We start from the raw sequence: 16879 nt of genomic DNA, 5'->3' as shown, positions 1-16879 counted from the left end.
TCACCTCTCAACGGAGGCAAATCTCTTTTTTAACAACCACTTACCATCCACGCCGATCAAACGCCAGCTTTTTTGCGGTGGCCATGGAAAACCATTGTTGCACAGCGACAGCGATGCCCACAAATTTTCATGTCTCACCATTGAAAATTTATGTCGCAATTTTGAATGCTTTTGCGCCATGCGCCGTGATAGCGGCTTGGCTCGAGTCTGAAGCGTTTCAGCCATGACTGCAAGTAAGGCTTGTGGCCGGCAGTCTGGGACAGAAAAGCCTGCCGCGTTAAAACGCAGCAGGCTAGTCGAAAGCTAGAATTCGCTTAGCTACTGGGCGGCGGGGTGATGCCGCCCGGAAGGTATCAGCGGGCCGAGGCCAGCTCTTGTTGGACGCTGGCGACGGTACGTGGCCAAGGTTTACCAGCCTGGACCTTCGCTGGCAAGTTCTTGATTGCCGCAACCGCTGCATCGCGGCTGGCGAAGCTGCCATAAGTCACGACGTACAACGGCTTGCCCTGCAGGTTTTTCTTGAAGTAGCGATAGTCGCCACCCTGGGCCTTGACGTACGCCTGAGCCGAAGCCTCGGAGCTGGTGCCGAGGATCTGCACCACATAGTTACCCGGCTTTTGCCCGGCGTACCAGCCACCGCTGCCACCACCGGATGCCGCTGGTTTTTCAGCCGGTTTGGCGGCTGGCTTGGCCACGGCAACCTGGGTCGGTGCTGGCGTAGGCTTGGCAGGTGCAACCGGTTTGGCCGGTTGGGTTGCGACGGGCTTCGGCGCAGGTGCCACCGGCTGCACAGGCTGGGCAGGCACGCTGGCGACGGGCTGGGCAGGCGCAGGTGCCGGGCCGGCGGGCACGCCTTGCGGCGGAGCAATGGTGGTCACGGTTGGCGGTGGGTTGCCAGGCTGCAGTGCGGTATCACCTGCCGGGCTGCCTTCTTCACCTTCACCCATGCCTGCGGCTTGGGCCAGCGGTTCGCGCATCACCGGCTGGGACTGGCCCACCAAAGGCAGTGGCATCGGCTGGGACGAGCCAGAGAACTCGATGGCAGCACCTTGCTTGCCTTCGCCAAGCGGCAACTGGGCTTGGGCGGCTGGCGCATCGGCCGGCGCCTTGTCGCCTTTCTTGGGCATCAACACCGCGGCGCCAACGGCGACCACGACCACAGCGGACAGCGCGAGCACATGTTTTTTAGGCATCTTGAACCCCATGGATGGTCGCTTGGCCGTTGAGCGGCTGGCGATCATGGCTTCGATCAAAGTGTCACGGGCGACCTGGTTGATGTTGCCAGGCCAACCGTCGGAGTTTTCATGGATATCGACGATCTGTTCACGGCTGAACACCTCGATGCCCCGGCCCGCGCCTTCCAGACGCTGCTCCAGGTACTCGCGGGTTTCCTCTTCACTGTAGGGGGCGAGCTCGATGATGTGGAAGCGTTCTTCCTCGATATTGAGCTCATCCAGCCCGGCAATCAGTGACGGTTCACCGAACAGGAACACATGCGGGCGTCCTTCCGGTACACCGGCCGCCAATTCCAGCAACGCTTGGAGTGCCGACTCGTCGAGTTGTTCCGCATCGTCTACCAGCAAATACACTTCCTGCCCGGTGAGTGCCAGCTGCACCACCTTGGACAGAATCGCCTGCACTTCAGCTTGGTCCACACCCAGATCCTGGGCGACCTGGGCCAGCATGCCGGAAGCATCGCTGGCACTACGGGCAGACACCACAACGCTCTGCACCGCCTGTTTGTTGGTGCTGGCCACCAGGGCCTGGCGCAGCAGCGACTTGCCGCTGCCCAGCGGGCCGCTGACTACCAGCATCAACTGGCTATAGCGTGCCAGATGGTGCAATTGGCCAAGCACGGGCTTGCGCTGGGCCGGGAAGAACTTGAAGCCGGGCACGCGGGGCGCGAACGGATCGTGGCTCAACTGGTAATGGTCGAGAAAGGCCTCATCGGCATGCAAACTGGTCATTGCGCTGTCACAACCTCAAAGCTGGGCCACGATCGCGCGGTAATCCGCCGACAGCGTGGCCTGTAGAATCTCTTTCGGATAGTCGTCGGTCACCACGGCCTCGCCCATCTGGCGCAGCAGCACCAGACGCAGACGACCGTCGAGCACCTTCTTGTCGACCGCCATGTGCTCCATGAAATGCGCCGGGGTCATTTCCTGTGGTGGCACCACCGGCAAACCTGCGTCCTGCAACAGGCGGATTCCGCGATCGCGCTCGGCCTGGTCGATCCAGCCAAGGCGCATGGACATTTCCAGGGCCATCACCGTGCCCGCTGCCACGGCTTCGCCGTGCAGCCACACGCCGTAGCCCATGTGGGTCTCGATGGCATGCCCGAAGGTATGCCCCAGGTTCAGCGTGGCCCGTACGCCAGACTCGCGCTCATCGGCCCCGACTACCGCAGCCTTTGCCGCGCAGGAACGACGAATGGCTTCGGTCAGGGCCACAGGGTCCAGGCCGCGCAGGGCCTGCATATTGTCTTCGAGCCAGGCAAGGAACGGCTTGTCGCAGATCAGGCCGTACTTGATCACCTCGGCCAGGCCAGCCGAAAGCTCGCGTGCAGGCAGCGTCTTCAGGCTGGTGGTGTCGATCAGCACTGCATTGGGCTGATAGAAGGCACCGACCATGTTCTTGCCCAGCGGGTGGTTGATACCGGTCTTGCCGCCCACCGAGGAGTCGACCTGGGACAGCAGGGTGGTCGGCACCTGGATGAAGTCGACACCACGCTGGTAGCAGGCGGCCGCGAAGCCGGCCATGTCACCGATCACACCCCCGCCCAGAGCAACCACGGTGGTGCGGCGATCATGGCGGGCGGTCAGCAGGCCATCGAAAATCAGCTGCAGGGTTTCCCAGTTCTTGTAGGCTTCGCCATCGGGCAGCACCACTGGCAGCACCGAATAGGCGCCGAGGGTCTTGGTCAGGCGTTCGAGATACAGGGGCGCGACGGTCTCGTTGGAAACGATGGCGACTTGCCGGCCGGCAATGTGCGGCGCCAGCAACTCGGGCTGGTCCAGCAAGCCTTCGCCTATGTAGATCGGGTAGCTACGCTCGCCCAGGTCGACCTTAAGTGTCTGCATGTATCCCCACAATGTACTTAGGCGCGGCGCCGTACGGGCAACCTGCGCGGTAACGTTGAACCTCGCCTCGGCGCTGGTGGCCGAGAATAGTCCCGGGTTAACGGGGCGGCAACTGCTGCAAGCGCTCGAGAATGTCGATCACCACCATGCGCGGCGGCCGCTCGTCGGTTTCCACCACCAGGTCGGCGATCTCGCGGTAGAGCGGGTCGCGCGCTTCCAGCAGGGCGCGCAAGGTCGCCTCGGGGTTGGCGGTGCGCAGCAGCGGGCGATTGCGGTCGCGTGCGGTACGGCCAACCTGCTGCTCCACCGAGGCGTGCAGGTAGATCACCCGACCACCCTGGTGCAATGCCTGGCGGTTGGCTTCGCGCATCACCGCGCCGCCGCCGGTGGCCAGGACCACGCCATCAAGCGCGCACAGTTCGGCGATCATCGCTTGCTCGCGATCACGAAAACCCGGCTCGCCTTCCTTGTCGAAAATCCACGGGATATTGGCGCCGCATCGCAGTTCGATTTCCTTGTCGGAATCCTTGAACAGCAGGCGCAGCTCTTTGGCCAAAAGGCGTCCAATGGTGCTTTTACCAGCGCCCATGGGCCCCACAAGTATCAAATTTCGCACAGAATCAACGACTCACAGCAATCGCCTGGTCACTCATGATACGCGGAGTCAGGAAGACCAGCAGCTCGGATTTTTTCTCTTGTAATGCATCGCGTCGAAACAGCCGCCCAACATACGGCAGATCGCCGAAAAATGGCACCTTGTCGACCACATTGTTTTGCGAAGTGGAGTACACGCCACCAATCACGATGGTTTCACCGTCCGCCACGCGAACCTTGGCATTGACCTCGTTCTTGCGAATCGGCGGTACGTTGTTCAAGGCATTGACGTAATCCGGCTCGTCCTTGGTCACCCTGACGGTCATGATCACCTTGTTGTCCGGGGTGATTTGCGGTGTCACCTCCAGCGACAGCGAGGCTTCACGAAACGACACCGAGGTGGCGCCACTTTGACTGGTTTCCTGGTAGGGCACCTCGGTGCCTTTGAGGATCCTGGCCGTTTCCTTGTCGGCCGTTACCACTTTGGGCTGCGAAATGATCTCGCCGTTGCCGCTTTTTTCCATGGCGCTGAGCTCCAGGTCGAGCAACAGGTCGCCACGCAGCAGGCCCAGGCCGAGACTACTGCCCGCACGCTCCACACCAAGATCGACAAACAGCTCCTGGCCCGGCCGCAGGTTTTCGCTATACAACGGCCCGCCCCAGCGCACCCCCAGGCTTTTCTCGTAATCGACGTTGGCTTCGACGATACGCGCCTCGATCGCCACCTGGCGCACCGGCACGTCCAGTTGCGCAACCAGCTGCCGCAGTTCCGCCAGGCGGTCGGCGGGCTGGTACGCCACCAGTGTATTGGTGCGCTCGTCGACAGTCAGGCTGCCCCTGGCAGTGAGGGTGCCGTCATCCGCCAGGCTGGTCAGCAATAGATCAACCAGCTCGGCGGCCTTGGCATGATGGATTGGTATCAGCTCACGGCGTAGCGGCTGCACCTGAGCATTCGGCTCCAGCCCCAAGGGGGCATCGAACGGCTGCGCGGCAAACGCTGCCGCAGGTGCCACCAGCAGTACATTACCCTCCTGCCGCCGGGCCAGGCCCTTGCTTCGCAACACCAGGTCGAGTGCCTGATCCCAAGGTACATCCTGTAAACGCAACGTGACGTTACCTTGTACGTCGTCACCCGCAACCAGGTTGACGCCCGCATAATCAGCCAGCACCTGCAGCACCGAGCGCACTTCCACATCCTGGAAGTTCAACGACAGGGGCTCACCCTGGTAAGGCATCGCCGACGCCAGCGGGATCGGCAGCAGGGCTGCCAACACCCATTTCATCAACATTTTCATTCCGGTCCGGGGCCTCCTTGCCCAGGCGCTTTGCAAGGGTGATGAACGCTGTGCGCTCGTGCCACACCCCCGCCATGAATAGCCGTTCGCGGACCTCGACCTGGTCTTGGTCGACCCGCTCCACCACACCGTGGTTACGCCCTAAACGCTCGCCTGCCCGAACCCTATAGAGCCTGCCAGCCGCCATCAGCAGCGCCTCGTGCGACATCCCGCGCGACAGGCTGCCGACCATTTCCAGTTGTGCCAACGGCACACTGCCCAGCCCAAAGCTTGCCATTCGTCTTGCTGCTGGTGTGAAAGGGTCGACCACGGGTTCTGGTGTGGCGGCCCTGGCCGAGGTGCGTGCAAACGCCTCGGGTGCCGGCACCGGCGCGACAGCCTCGAAGGCCTCTACACGCAGTTGCAGGCGCAAAAGCCTTGGCTGCCCCTCGACAATAGAAAGGTTGATGTCGCCACTGCGCAGCAGACGCGCCTGGCCCAGCCAGTCGTGCAGCCATTGACGCAAAGCCGTGTAAGGCCCCATCACCTGCACCTCCAGGGGTGTTTTGCGGTAGCCTGCCTGCGGCTCGCTTTCATGCACATCGAACCGCTCGACCAGTAGGCCGTGCGCATGCCCCGACGAAGCCAGGCTGCCGAGCACGTCGCTCATGCCCTCCCCGCTGGCCAGGTGCCAGTGAGCCTCCAGCAACGCCTGCTCGGTAACAATCAGAGCTGCCCGCAGTTGCTCCAGCTCGACCAGCTTCGCCGTGCTGGCTGACTGCTGTTCATCTAATGAGGCTTGCCTGGACGCCTCTTGTGCCTGTTGCTGGAGCGCTGCCGGCAGGCGCAACGCGCAACCCAGACCGAACACCAGCACAGCGGCCATGGCTGGCGCCAGGCACCTGATACGCCTGGAGTGCTCGGCGACCGCCAGCCAGGCAAAGATCGGCGCCACATTCACGACCAGAACGCCGAAACGCGCGCGACCAACAGAAACTCATCGCCACCCGGCACGCTCCTGATGCGCTTGAGCTCCAGGTCGAGCAGAACACGCGAATGTTCCAGGTCGCGCATGAACTGCGCAACCACGGCGCCGGAGGTAGCCAGCCCGGCCAGCTGCAAGTGGCCGTTTTCCAGGCTGAGGTCAAGGAGCTGCACGCCCATCGGCAGCGCCCCTTCGAGGTCAGTGAACACATCACCCAGAATGCCCTGCTGAGCGCGCAAACGCTCAAGCGCAGCCAAACGCTCCAGCAGCGCCTGATGCTGTGCACGCACATCATCCAACGGCCGCAATTGCTCGGCCAAGCGTTCAAGCGCGGCCTGTTGCCGGGTGTTGGACAGCGCCTGCTGCTGCCCGCGCTGGCGGGCCAGCTGGTCGACCAGCATCACCGCGCACAGCGCCAGAATGGCGCCAGCGACCAACCGGGAGCGAAAACGCCGAAGCGTGGCCTGGCGCTGCCGCTCACGCCAAGGCAGCAGGTTCAGTCGCATCATGGCCGCAATCCTCCATAAGCAAGGGCGCAAGCCAGCAGCATCGACCCGTCGACATGCTCAAGCCCGGCCCGGCCAGGCAAATACCGGCACGTCGTTTTCAGTTGACGGCCCAGGCTTTGCAGCCAGTCAGGATCCAGCGAACAACTGCTGGTTATCCACAGGCCCGCAGGCAGATGCTCATCGGCAAGCAGCGCATGCAGCGCCTCCGACAGCGGCCCCATCCCCTTCTGCCCCTGCGTTTGCAATTCACGACGCTGGCTGGGCCGACCGGGATGCCAGTCATAAAGAACTGCACCATGTGCCTCTACACGCAGTAATGCCGAGCCTTCGAAGCACCCCTGAGGCAACATGCGGCACAGGGCGATGTTATCGACCTCGACGGCTTCCAGCTGCAACCCTGCCTCATCGACGATGGCCTCCAGAGACGCCAACGCACTTTGCCGGCATGCGGCCACCATCACCTCGGCGCATCCCGGTTGCACGCGAGACGCCCCTAGCACCTGAAAATCCAGGGCCAGGTCCTCCAGCGGAAACGGAAACAGTCGCTCGGCATCGGCCAGCAAGTGCGCCTCCAGCTCTACACCAGTCTGCTCCATCGGCAGATGACACAGCTTGCAGATCACCTGGTTGGCGGGTAATGCCAACGCTACCCGCCGCTGCCTGAGACCACTGCGCCGGTAGGCACGACGCAAGGCTGCCACCACCGCAGCGGGCTCCGCTGCCCAATCCTTGCCGGCCGCTGACTCGAACGGTTCCTGAGCCGAGGCAAGCACCCGACAACGCCGGCTGCGCCGCTGAAGCTGCACAACCCGAACAGCGTCCGGGGCAATTTCTACCCCCACCAGTGAACCGGCATCCTTGCCGAAGCGTCCTAACATCGCGGCTTCCTTGCTGCGTGTCGCAGCGATCTGTCGCAACCCCGCGGCAACACTGGGCCGGGGCTGCTCATCGGGGCGACGGGCAGCCTGGCCGGTAACCCGGAGAGGCGAAAAATGCTTATAATGCCCAGCGTTTTCTGGTCCGCCGGACCTGCGTGCAATCCACTCTCAACCTGGACACCGAAAAACCTTGATACGTCTGCTGAAGTTCTTCTGGTGGTCTTCCGTCGCAGTCATCTGCGCGCTCGTACTCGGTGTGAGCGGTGCGTTTCTGTATCTTAGCCCCAGCCTGCCCTCGGTCGAGTCGCTCAGAAGCATCCAGTTGCAGATCCCCCTCAGGGTGTACAGCAGCGATGGCAAGCTGATTGCCGAGTTTGGCGAGATGCGCCGCTCGCCGATCCGCTTCGCGGAAATTCCACCACAGTTCATTCAGGCACTTCTGTCAGCCGAGGACGACAATTTCCTCAACCACTACGGTGTCGACCCCAGCAGCCTGATGCGCGCAGCGACCCAGCTGGTAAAAACCGGGCATATCCAGACCGGCGGCAGCACCATCACCATGCAGGTGGCGAAAAACTTCTTCCTCACCAGCGAACGCAGCTTCTCGCGCAAGACCAACGAGATCCTGCTGGCCCTGCAGATCGAGCGCGAGCTGACCAAGGACGAGATCCTCGAGCTGTACGTGAACAAGATCTACCTGGGCAACCGCGCCTACGGCATCGACGCAGCCGCGCAGGTGTATTACGGCAAGTCGATCCGCGACGTGAGCCTGGCGCAGATGGCCATGATCGCCGGCCTGCCCAAAGCACCGTCACGCTTCAACCCGCTGGCCAACCCGGTGCGCGCCAAGGAGCGCCGCGACTGGATCCTTGGCCGCATGTACAAGCTGGGCAAGATCGACGAAGCCAGCTACCAGGCTGCCCTGGCCGAGCCCCTCAATGCCAGCTACCACGTGCCGACGCCTGAGGTGAATGCCCCCTACATCGCTGAAATGGCCCGCGCGGAAATGGTCGGCCGCTACGGCAGCGACGCCTACACCGAAGGCTTCCGCGTCACCACCACAGTGCCCAGCGACATGCAGGAAATGGCCAACAAGGCCATCCTGAACGGCCTCTCCGACTACGACGAGCGCCACGGCTATCGCGGCCCCGAAGCCCGCTTCCCGGGCCGTACCCAGGCAGCCTGGCTGGAGGAACTGGGCAAGCAGCGCATCCTTGGGGGACTGGAGCCGGCCATTGTCACCCATGTCGAAAAAACCGGCCTGAAGGTGCTGACCCGCGACGGCCAGCAAGCCGAGGTTGCCTGGGACACCATGAAGTGGGCGCGCCCGTTCATCAACAGCAACGCCCAGGGCCGTACACCGCAGTCGCCGGCCGACGTGGCCCAGGTCGGTGACCTAGTGCGCCTGCAGCGTCTGGACGACGGCAAGCTCAAGTTCAGCCAGGTGCCTGGCGCACAAAGCGCCCTGGTCACCCTCGACCCGTACAACGGCGCCATTCGTGCACTGGTTGGCGGCTTCTCGTTTGAGCAGAGCAACTACAACCGCGCCATGCAGGCCAAGCGCCAACCGGGTTCGAGCTTCAAGCCGTTCATCTACAGTGCCGCACTGGACAGCGGCTACACGGCAGCCACCCTGGTCAACGATGCGCCGATCGTGTTCGTCGACGAGTCGGTGGATAAAGTGTGGCGGCCGAAGAACGATACCAACACCTTCCTTGGCCCGATCCGCATGCGCGAAGCGCTGTACAAGTCGCGTAACCTGGTGTCGATCCGCTTGCTGCAGGCCATGGGTGTAGACCGCACCATCGACTACATTGCCAAGTTCGGTTTCAACAAGCAGGACCTGCCACGCAACTTGTCGCTGGCCCTGGGCACCGCCACCCTGACCCCGATGGAAATCGCCACCGGCTGGAGCACATTCGCCAACGGCGGCTACAAGATCACCCCGTACCTGATCGACCGCATCGAAAGCCGCAGCGGCGAGACCCTGTTCACCGCCAACCCGGCCCGCGTACCGCAGGGTGCCGAAGACCAGGCGGGCCTGGCCGCACCTGAACAACCCATCAGCACCGCCGCCATGCCAGGTGAGGCGCCGCCGGCCTTCAGCCAGGTTGCGACTGCACCACAAGCACCTGCGGTGGCCGAACAGATCATCGACGGGCGCACCACCTACATCCTCACCAGCATGCTGCAGGACGTGATCAAGCGCGGCACCGGCCGCCGGGCGCTGGCACTGGGCCGCACCGACTTGGCAGGTAAGACAGGCACCACCAACGAATCCAAGGACGCCTGGTTCTCCGGCTACAACGCCGATTACGTGACCACCGTGTGGGTCGGCTTCGACCAGCCGGAAACCCTTGGCCGTCGCGAGTACGGCGGTACGGCGGCCTTGCCGATCTGGATGAGCTTCATGGGTGCGGCGCTGAAGGACAAACCGAATCACGCACCGGCAGAACCGGAAGGCATCCTTAGCCTGCGGGTCGACCCGGTCAGTGGCCGCGCTGCCTCGCCGAGCACGCCGAATGCCTACTTCGAGCTGTTCAAGGCCGAAGACTCGCCGCCGTCGGTGGATGAGCTGGGCAATGGTGCAGCGCCTGGCAGCCCGCTGCCAGCGGATGAAGCGGCGCCGATGGATCTGTTCTGAGGCTGGGTGTTTGACTGGGGTTATGTGAGGCTGCTGACATCGAGCGCCGCCCGCGCGGCGCTCGATCTCATAGGCGACAACTTTGCCATGGCAAACACCCTGCAGCCCTGACACATCCTTCACAATGCCAAACAAAAAGCCCCGGCTCATACGAGCCGGGGCTTTTTATGTCGCTACAGCGGCAATCAGCCGTTGAACACGTCATCCACGCTGGTCAGCGGGTAGTGCTTCGGATACGGCAGGGTAGCCACGCCGGATTCGATGGCGGCCTTGGCCACAGCGTCGGAAACGACAGTGATCAGGCGTGCGTCCAGCGGCTTCGGAATGATGTACTCACGGCCGAACTCCAGGCCTTCGACGCCGTAGGCTTCGCATACTTCCTTCGGCACTGGCAGCTTGGCCAGGTCCTTCAGGGCGATAGCGGCAGCGATCTTCATTTCTTCGTTGATGCGCTTGGCACGAACGTCCAGAGCACCACGGAAGATGAACGGGAAGCCCAGTACGTTGTTGACCTGGTTCGGGTAGTCGGAACGACCGGTCGCCATGATCACGTCGCTGCGGGTGGCGTGCGCCAGCTCTGGCGAGATTTCCGGGTCCGGGTTCGAGCAGGCGAACACGATCGGGTTGGCCGCCATTGACTTCAGGCCTTCCGGGCTCAGCAGGTTCGGGCCGGACAGGCCCACGAACACGTCTGCACCGTTCAGGGCATCAGCCAGGGTACGTTTGTCGGTAGCGTGGGCGAACTGCGCCTTGTACTGGTTCAGGTCGTCGCGGCCAGCGTGAATCACGCCGCTGCGGTCGATCATGTAGATGTTCTCGACCTTGGCACCCATGCTCACCAGCAGCTTCATGCAGGAGATGGCGGCTGCACCAGCACCCAGGCAGACGATCTTGGCGTCTTCCAGCTTCTTGCCGGCGATTTCCAGGGCGTTGATCATGCCGGCAGCGGTCACGATGGCGGTACCGTGCTGGTCATCGTGGAATACCGGAATGTCGCACTGTTCGATCAGGGTGCGCTCGATCTCGAAGCACTCAGGCGCCTTGATGTCTTCGAGGTTGATGCCACCGAAGGTGATCGAAATACGGCGAACGGTATCGATGAACGCTTGTGGGCTTTCCGATTCGACTTCGATGTCGAACACGTCGATACCGGCGAAACGCTTGAACAGAACACCCTTGCCTTCCATGACCGGCTTGGAAGCCAGTGGGCCGAGGTCGCCCAGACCGAGGATGGCGGTGCCATCGGAAATCACCGCAACCAGGTTGCCTTTGCCGGTGTACTTGTAAGCCAGCTCTGGATCACGGCCGATTTCACGCACGGGTTCTGCAACACCTGGGCTGTAGGCCAGGGCGAGGTCACGGGCGGTGGCAGTGGGCTTGGAGAGCTCGACGCTCAGTTTCCCCGGACGAGGTTGAGCGTGGTATTCGAGAGCGGCGGTTTTCAGGTCTGACATGGTGGGCATTCCGCTATTTACTGTTCTGACGGACCGCCGAGGATACGCAAAGAGCCGGGGAGTCACAAGACTGGTCGGTCACTTGTGTCAAGGCCTTTAGCCTACGACTTTACGCTATAACCCACGGGGGCATACGGCTCACAGTGTGTACAATCTAATAGCGAAATGTCTACATCTTTTAGCCTGAAATACGCTCCAACATGCTCGGATCGGTCAATGGCAGCACCCAGCGTCGCTGCCCGGGCTTCAAGCCGCCCTTGCGGGAACGGTCCAGCACCCAGCCACGCGCCTCGACCTGGCGTCCCTTGAGGTTATCGAAGAAGCTAGCGGGGAAGTTGCGTTGCAGACGAGCGGGAACCTGCAGCACCACGGCGTCGTCGAGGGTCAGCCAGACACCGCCACGGTTGCGTTCGATACCCTTGATGCGGCCACCAACCACAGCGAAACCCGGCTGCCTGACTTCCCCTGCCGGGACCACGGGCGAGCGGCGCCACAAGCCGCTGCCTGCCTTGCGCGCCGCTTGCTCGGCAAGTTGCTGGCAACCGCTGAGACGCACATTCGGAGCCACTGCCACGCGGTAGCCCAAACCCTCGCTGAGTAACTGTGCTTCCAGATTGTCGCCATTACGGCCGTAGATATGCGCCAGCGTGCGGCCGTATTTGTCTTTGGCCTCAACGCCTGGCACCAGCCCGATACGCCCATCACTGGCCTTGACCAGCGCCTGCAAACGCCGCTTCGCGGCCTCGGCATAAGGCTCGCTGGTGCGCCCGTTGCGGCCAATTTCCGGGGCGTTGATGCCAATCAGGCGTACGCTGCGGCCATCGGCCAGGCGCACGGTATCGCCATCCACCACCTGGCGCACCAGCACCTGCTGTGGCTGCTGCGGTAGCGGGCAGAATGCCATGGCGGGAAAGGCCCAGATGACACCCATAAAAAAAGCGCCCACAAGGGGCGCCTTTTTTTGCAGCACTGCGAAACCCGAGGGGTTCGCCATGCGCATGATTACTTCTTGGTACCGAACATACCGAAGCGATCGGCGAACTTCTGTACGCGGCCGCCGGTATCCAGGACTTTCTGCTTACCGGTGTAGAACGGGTGGCACAGGTTGCAAACGTCGATCGACAGGACATTGCCCAGGGTCGAACGGGTTTCGAACTTGTTGCCGCAGCTGCAGGTGACTGCAACTACTTCGTAGTTCGGGTGGATACCTTCTTTCATGGTCACTTCCTCGAGCTGCGTGCCGCCACCCAACACCAATTGTTGAATACCGCACGTAATTAGGCGGCGAATAATACCAGAGCACAGCGTCAGTGCAAGATGTCGCTTGCACCGACCGTCGTCTGCTAGGCTCGCCAGTTCTTGTAACGCCCTCCGAGACTTTTTGCGTGTCCGACGTCATCCTGCGCCTTGCCCTGCCCTCCCCATTGCGCCGCCTGTTCGACTACAAGGCGCCGGCGAGCATGGCGCGCCAGGCCTTGACCCCGGGCATGCGCATCCGCGTGCCCTTTGGCCGCCGCGAAATGATCGGTGTGCTGGTGGAGGTATGCGCACAGAGCGAAGTGCCTGCCGACAAGCTGAAACCGGCCAGCGCCCTGCTCGACCCGGTGTCCCCCATCCCGGCGTCGCTGTTCAAGCTGTGCCTGTGGACCGCCCAGTACTACCAGCATAGCCTGGGCGATACCCTGAGCTGGGCCTTGCCCACGCTGCTTCGCCAGGGCGAACCCGCCGAAATGCGCCAGGAGCGCTTCTGGCACATTGCCCCCGGCGCCCGCCTGGAAGACCCTCGCATTGCCCGCGCGCCGCGCCAGCGCGACGCCCTCAAGACCTTGGCCCAGCACCCGCATGGCGTGGCCCACACCCTGCTGGCCAAGCTCAACCTGAACAAGGACAGCCTTGACCTGCTACTGGCCAAGGAACTGGTACAGGTCGAGGTCCGTCGCCACTTGCCGGCACTGCGCCACGAACACTGGCTGGCACAACCGGAACTGCCGCTCAACGAAGAACAACGCGATGCCTTCGACGCGGTACGCGAGGGCTTTGGCGGCTTCGGCGCGTTCCTGCTGGCCGGCGTCACCGGCAGCGGCAAGACCGAGGTCTACCTGCAACTGATCCGCGAAACCCTGGAAGCCGGCAAGCAGGCGCTGGTGCTGATCCCCGAAATCAACCTCGGCCCGCAAACCCTGGCGCGCTTCGAACAACGCTTCAACGCCCGCATCGCCCTGCTGCATTCGGCGGTGAACGACCGCGAACGCCTGGACGCCTGGCTGGCGGCGCGTGACGGCGAGGCCGACATCATCATCGGCACTCGCTCGGCGCTGTTCACGCCAATGAAAAACCCCGGCCTGATCATCATCGACGAGGAGCACGACGGCTCCTATAAACAGCAGGAGGGCCTGCGCTACCACGCCCGCGACCTGGCACTGGTGCGTGCCCACCAGGAAAACATCCCGATCCTGCTCGGCTCTGCCACGCCGTCGCTGGAAACCCTGCACAACGCCCTGACCGGCCGCTACCGCCTGCTGCGCATGAACCAGCGCGCCGGCGGCGCCCGCCCGCCACGCATGCTGCGTCTGGACGTGAAAAGCCTGCCTCTGGACAGCGGTATCAGCGGCCCGTTGCAGCAGGCCATCCGCCAAACCCTGGAAGCCGGCCAGCAAGTGCTGGTGTTCCTCAACCGCCGCGGCTTCGCCCCGACCCTGCTGTGCCACGATTGCGGCTGGCTGTCCGAATGCCCGCGTTGCGACGCGCGCATGACCGTGCATCAGCGCTCCGGCGTACTGCGCTGCCACCACTGCGGCTATGACGAGCGCCTGCCGCACCAGTGCCCAACCTGCAACCACGTCGACCTGCGTCCGGTCGGTGCCGGCACCGAGCGCGCCGAAGAACGCCTGAAGGTGCTGTTCCCGGACTACCCGATCCTGCGGGTGGACCGCGACAGCACGGCGCGCAAGGACGCCATGCACAACCTGTTCAGCACCATCCAGCGGGGCCAGCCGAGCATCCTTGTCGGCACGCAGATGCTTGCCAAGGGTCACCATTTCCCACGGGTTACCCTGGTGGCCATCCTCGACGCCGATGGCGGGCTTTTCTCGGGTGATTTCCGCGCCAGCGAACGCATGGCGCAGTTGATCGTGCAGGTGGCCGGGCGTGCCGGGCGTGCCGAAGAGCCCGGCAAGGTCATCATCCAGACCCACCTGGCCGACCACCCGCTGCTGGTGCAGCTTACCGAGCAGGGCTACTTCGCCTTTGCAGAACAGGCCCTGGACGAACGCCGCGCCGCCGGTTTGCCACCTTATTCTCATTTGGCGCTGTTGCGCGCCGAAGCGCACAAGCCGGGGCAGGCCGAAGGTTTCCTTGACGAAGCCTGCGCCGCCGCCGAGCGCCTGGTGGCCGAACAGCGCCTGCCGGGTATCGAACTGCTAGGCCCAGTACCGGCGCCCATGGAGCGCCGCGCCGGGCGCTTCCGGGCGCAACTGTTGATACAGGCCAATACCCGGGCGCCTTTGCATCGACTGATCAGCGCCTGGTTGCTAGTGTTGGAGCAGATGCCGAGCGGGCGCCAGGTGCGTTGGTCACTGGATGTCGACCCGGTCGACCTGTACTGACGTCCGGGCTGCTTTGCAGCCCCAAAGGTTGGCAACCCGCTCCCAGCCACGGATAATGCCCAGTTTTTCCACCTGCGCATCCAGGCGCTCACCGCGCTTGCGGTCGAAAAGAGATCCCCATGAAAGACACCATTCGCCAGCTGATCCAGCAAGCCCTCACCCAACTCGTCACCGACGGTGTGCTGCCTGAAGGGCTGTCGCCGGCGATCCAGGTGGAAAACGCCCGGGACAAGACCCACGGCGATTTCGCCAGCAACATCGCCATGATGCTGGCCAAGCAGGCGGGCATGAAGCCGCGTGACCTGGCCGAAAAACTGATCAATGCCCTGCCGGCCAGCGCCGACATCAGCAAGGTCGAGATTGCCGGCCCTGGCTTCCTCAACTTCTTCCAGAACACCGACGCCCTGGCCAACCGCCTGGACGCTGCCCTGGCCGATGCCCACCTGGGCGTGCGCAAGGCCGGCCCGAGCGAGAAAGTCGTCATCGACATGTCGGCGCCGAACCTGGCCAAAGAGATGCACGTCGGCCACCTGCGTTCGACCATCATCGGTGACAGCGTGGCTCGCGTACTGGAATTCCTGGGTGACAACGTCATTCGCCAGAACCATGTGGGCGACTGGGGTACCCAGTTCGGCATGCTGATGGCCTACCTGCAGGAAAACCCGATCACCAGCGACGAGCTGTCGGACCTGGAAAACTTCTACCGCGCCGCCAAGAAGCGCTTTGACGAGTCGGAAGAGTTCGCCACCCGCGCCCGCGGCCTGGTGGTCAAGCTGCAAGCCGGCGACCCGGACTGCCTGGCCCTGTGGACGCGCTTCAAGGACATCTCGCTGTCGCACTGTCAGAAGACCTACGAACTGCTCAACGTCAAGCTGACCATGGCCGACGTGATGGGCGAAAGCGCCTACAACGACGACCTGGCCAACGTGGTGGCCGACCTCAAGGCCAAAGGCCTGCTGGTCGAAGACCAGGGCGCCCAGTGCGTGTTCCTCGAAGAATTCAAAAACAGCGAAGGCGAGCCACTGCCGGTCATCGTGCAGAAGGCCGACGGCGGCTACCTGTACGCCACCACCGACCTGGCCGCCGTGCGCTACCGCAGCAACGTGCTCAAGGCTGACCGCGCCCTGTACTTCGTCGACCAGCGCCAGGCCCTGCACTTCAACCAGGTGTTCGAAGTGGCACGCCGTGCAGGCTTTGTCGGCCACCCGATGCAGATGGAACACATGGGCTTCGGCACCATGAACGGCGCCGACGGCCGCCCGTTCAAGACCCGTGACGGCGGCACCGTGAAGCTGATCGACCTGCTTACCGAGGCCAAGGAACGCGCCTATGCGCTGGTCAAGGAAAAGAACCCGAGCCTGGCCGACGAAGACCTGCGCCACATCGGTGAAGTGGTAGGCATCGGCGCGGTGAAATACGCCGACCTGTCCAAGCACCGCACCAGCGACTACAGCTTCAACTTCGAGCTGATGCTCAACTTCGAAGGCAACACCGCCCCTTACCTGCTGTACGCCTACACCCGCGTGGCTGGCGTGTTCCGCAAGCTGGGCAAGGGCTTTGACGAAGTCGACGGCAACATCGTGCTGCAGGCTGCCCACGAGCAGGACCTGGCCGCACGCCTGGCGCAGTTTGGCGAAATCCTCAACAACGTCGCTGACAAGGGCACGCCGCACGTACTGTGCAGTTACCTGTACGACCTGGCCGGCCTGTTCTCCAGCTTCTACGAGAACTGCCCGATCCTCGCTGCGGACACCCCCGAGCAGCAGCAAAGCCGCCTGCGCCTGGCTGCCCTGACCGGCCGCACCCTCAAACAAGGTCTGGAACTGCTCGGCCTGGAAACCCTGGAGCGCATGTAA

Annotated in this window: 13 protein-coding genes; 3 read left to right on the top strand and 10 right to left on the bottom strand. The window is 63.2% G+C overall.

All coding sequences use genetic code 11. The annotated features are described in order from the left end of the window. Nucleotides 1-353: 353 nt before the first annotated feature. The 7 genes from PM2_RS09115 to pilM all read right to left on the bottom strand — a co-directional run bounded on the left by PM2_RS09115 (nucleotide 354) and on the right by pilM (nucleotide 7320). Nucleotides 354-1967, bottom strand: coding sequence for an SPOR domain-containing protein (locus PM2_RS09115; RefSeq protein ID WP_016712491.1), 1614 nt, complete (start codon nucleotides 1965-1967; stop codon nucleotides 354-356). Nucleotides 1968-1982: 15 nt separating this feature from the next. After that, entirely contained in the window at nucleotides 1983-3080 is a 1098-nt protein-coding gene (gene aroB, locus PM2_RS09110) for a 3-dehydroquinate synthase (RefSeq protein ID WP_028698446.1), read from the bottom strand. Between the two features lie 97 nt (nucleotides 3081-3177). After that, nucleotides 3178-3696 (bottom strand): shikimate kinase AroK, encoded by a 519-nt coding sequence (aroK, locus tag PM2_RS09105; protein ID WP_028698445.1) that lies wholly within the window; start codon nucleotides 3694-3696, stop codon nucleotides 3178-3180. A gap of 4 nt (nucleotides 3697-3700) precedes the next feature. Next, complete coding sequence (locus PM2_RS09100) at nucleotides 3701-4969, bottom strand: type IV pilus secretin PilQ (RefSeq protein WP_016712494.1); 1269 nt, start codon at nucleotides 4967-4969, stop codon at nucleotides 3701-3703. Next, nucleotides 4893-5894, bottom strand: a complete 1002-nt coding sequence (locus PM2_RS09095) for a pilus assembly protein PilP (RefSeq protein WP_028698443.1) — start codon at nucleotides 5892-5894, stop codon at nucleotides 4893-4895. The genes PM2_RS09100 and PM2_RS09095 overlap by 77 nt, the downstream gene beginning before the upstream one ends. Before the next feature lie 11 nt (nucleotides 5895-5905). After that, entirely contained in the window at nucleotides 5906-6442 is a 537-nt protein-coding gene (locus PM2_RS09090; protein WP_016712496.1) for a PilN domain-containing protein, read from the bottom strand. Next, nucleotides 6439-7320: a type IV pilus biogenesis protein PilM gene (gene pilM / locus PM2_RS09085; protein WP_028698442.1), complete on the bottom strand. Its 882-nt coding sequence runs from the start codon at nucleotides 7318-7320 to the stop codon at nucleotides 6439-6441. Before pilM ends, PM2_RS09090 begins: the two co-directional genes overlap by 4 nt. 190 nt (nucleotides 7321-7510) lie before the next feature. Between pilM and PM2_RS09080 the strand changes: the two genes are divergently transcribed. After that, on the top strand, nucleotides 7511-9964 hold the full coding sequence (locus PM2_RS09080) for a penicillin-binding protein 1A (protein WP_016712498.1): 2454 nt from the start codon (nucleotides 7511-7513) through the stop codon (nucleotides 9962-9964). 185 nt (nucleotides 9965-10149) lie between these two features. On the opposite strand, the gene PM2_RS09075 is transcribed toward PM2_RS09080, so the two are convergent. From PM2_RS09075 to rpmE, 3 genes are all read right to left on the bottom strand, one after another. Next, complete coding sequence (locus PM2_RS09075; RefSeq protein WP_026020363.1) at nucleotides 10150-11418, bottom strand: malic enzyme-like NAD(P)-binding protein; 1269 nt, start codon at nucleotides 11416-11418, stop codon at nucleotides 10150-10152. 178 nt (nucleotides 11419-11596) lie between these two features. Next, nucleotides 11597-12418 (bottom strand): thermonuclease family protein, encoded by an 822-nt coding sequence (locus tag PM2_RS09070; protein WP_016712501.1) that lies wholly within the window; start codon nucleotides 12416-12418, stop codon nucleotides 11597-11599. A 2-nt stretch (nucleotides 12419-12420) separates the two neighbouring features. After that, entirely contained in the window at nucleotides 12421-12636 is a 216-nt protein-coding gene (rpmE, locus tag PM2_RS09065; protein WP_012274639.1) for a 50S ribosomal protein L31, read from the bottom strand. A 167-nt stretch (nucleotides 12637-12803) separates the two neighbouring features. On the opposite strand from rpmE, the gene PM2_RS09060 reads away from it, so the two are divergent. Next, the gene (locus PM2_RS09060; RefSeq protein WP_016712502.1) at nucleotides 12804-15023 is read left to right on the top strand and encodes a primosomal protein N'; all 2220 of its coding nucleotides are present in this window, start codon (nucleotides 12804-12806) and stop codon (nucleotides 15021-15023) included. Between the two features lie 119 nt (nucleotides 15024-15142). Then, nucleotides 15143-16879 carry an arginine--tRNA ligase gene (argS, locus tag PM2_RS09055; protein WP_016712503.1) on the top strand — a complete coding sequence of 579 codons (1737 nt, stop codon included), beginning with the start codon at nucleotides 15143-15145 and terminating at the stop codon, nucleotides 16877-16879.

Source organism: Pseudomonas monteilii NBRC 103158 = DSM 14164 (assembly GCF_000730605.1).
Lineage (GTDB): Bacteria > Pseudomonadota > Gammaproteobacteria > Pseudomonadales > Pseudomonadaceae > Aquipseudomonas > Aquipseudomonas monteilii.
This window is presented reverse-complemented; position numbering and strand designations above follow the sequence as displayed.